The organism is Polaromonas sp. P1_G2 (assembly GCF_056405515.1).
The window spans coordinates 1-440 of record NZ_JBFUBY010001210.1 but is presented as its reverse complement, the minus strand read 5'-3'; the positions used below and the strand labels follow the sequence as shown (position 1 = coordinate 440).

2 protein-coding genes are annotated in these 440 nt (G+C 53.6%); one reads left to right on the top strand and one right to left on the bottom strand.

All coding sequences use genetic code 11. The annotated features are described in order from the left end of the window. On the top strand, positions 1 to 111 hold the full coding sequence (locus tag AC1D0P_RS29815) for a zinc-binding dehydrogenase (RefSeq protein ID WP_477680031.1): 111 nt from the start codon (positions 1 to 3) through the stop codon (positions 109 to 111). Positions 112 to 145: 34 nt separating this feature from the next. Here the strand turns inward: AC1D0P_RS29815 and AC1D0P_RS29810 are convergent. After that, on the bottom strand, positions 146 to 440 hold a 295-nt coding region (locus AC1D0P_RS29810), incomplete at its 5' end, for a hypothetical protein (RefSeq protein WP_477680030.1).

The window sequence follows — 440 nt, the reverse complement described above, 5'->3', positions numbered from 1 at the left end:
GTGCGGGTGGAGGTGCAGCGCGTCTTCCCGCTCGCCGAGGCTGCTAGAGCGCAGCGCACGCTGGAGGAAGAGCACAATCGCGGCAAGATCGTGCTGAGGGTCGTCAGTTGAAATGTGGACTGAAGCTCGGAGGGGGCGCTCTGCTTCAATGATATTTTTCAAGGACGATCACACGCTCGGTATCACGCCCTTTCCATTCTGACGCGGCATAGAAAAAACCGCCTGGATAGTCTTCCAGATACGGTTTCGCGGATACATGAAGATTTTGACGTACCGAATCCCAGAATTCAAAACGTCGCTTTGATGGTATCCAGCGGAGGGGATCGCCCGTGTTTACCTCAACGAACCTGACGGGCCTTATCTGAAGTACGCTTAATATGTCGGTTTCCGTGTCTAAATATCGAACGAACTCGCCGAACTCTCCATCGTCATCCCAGAGT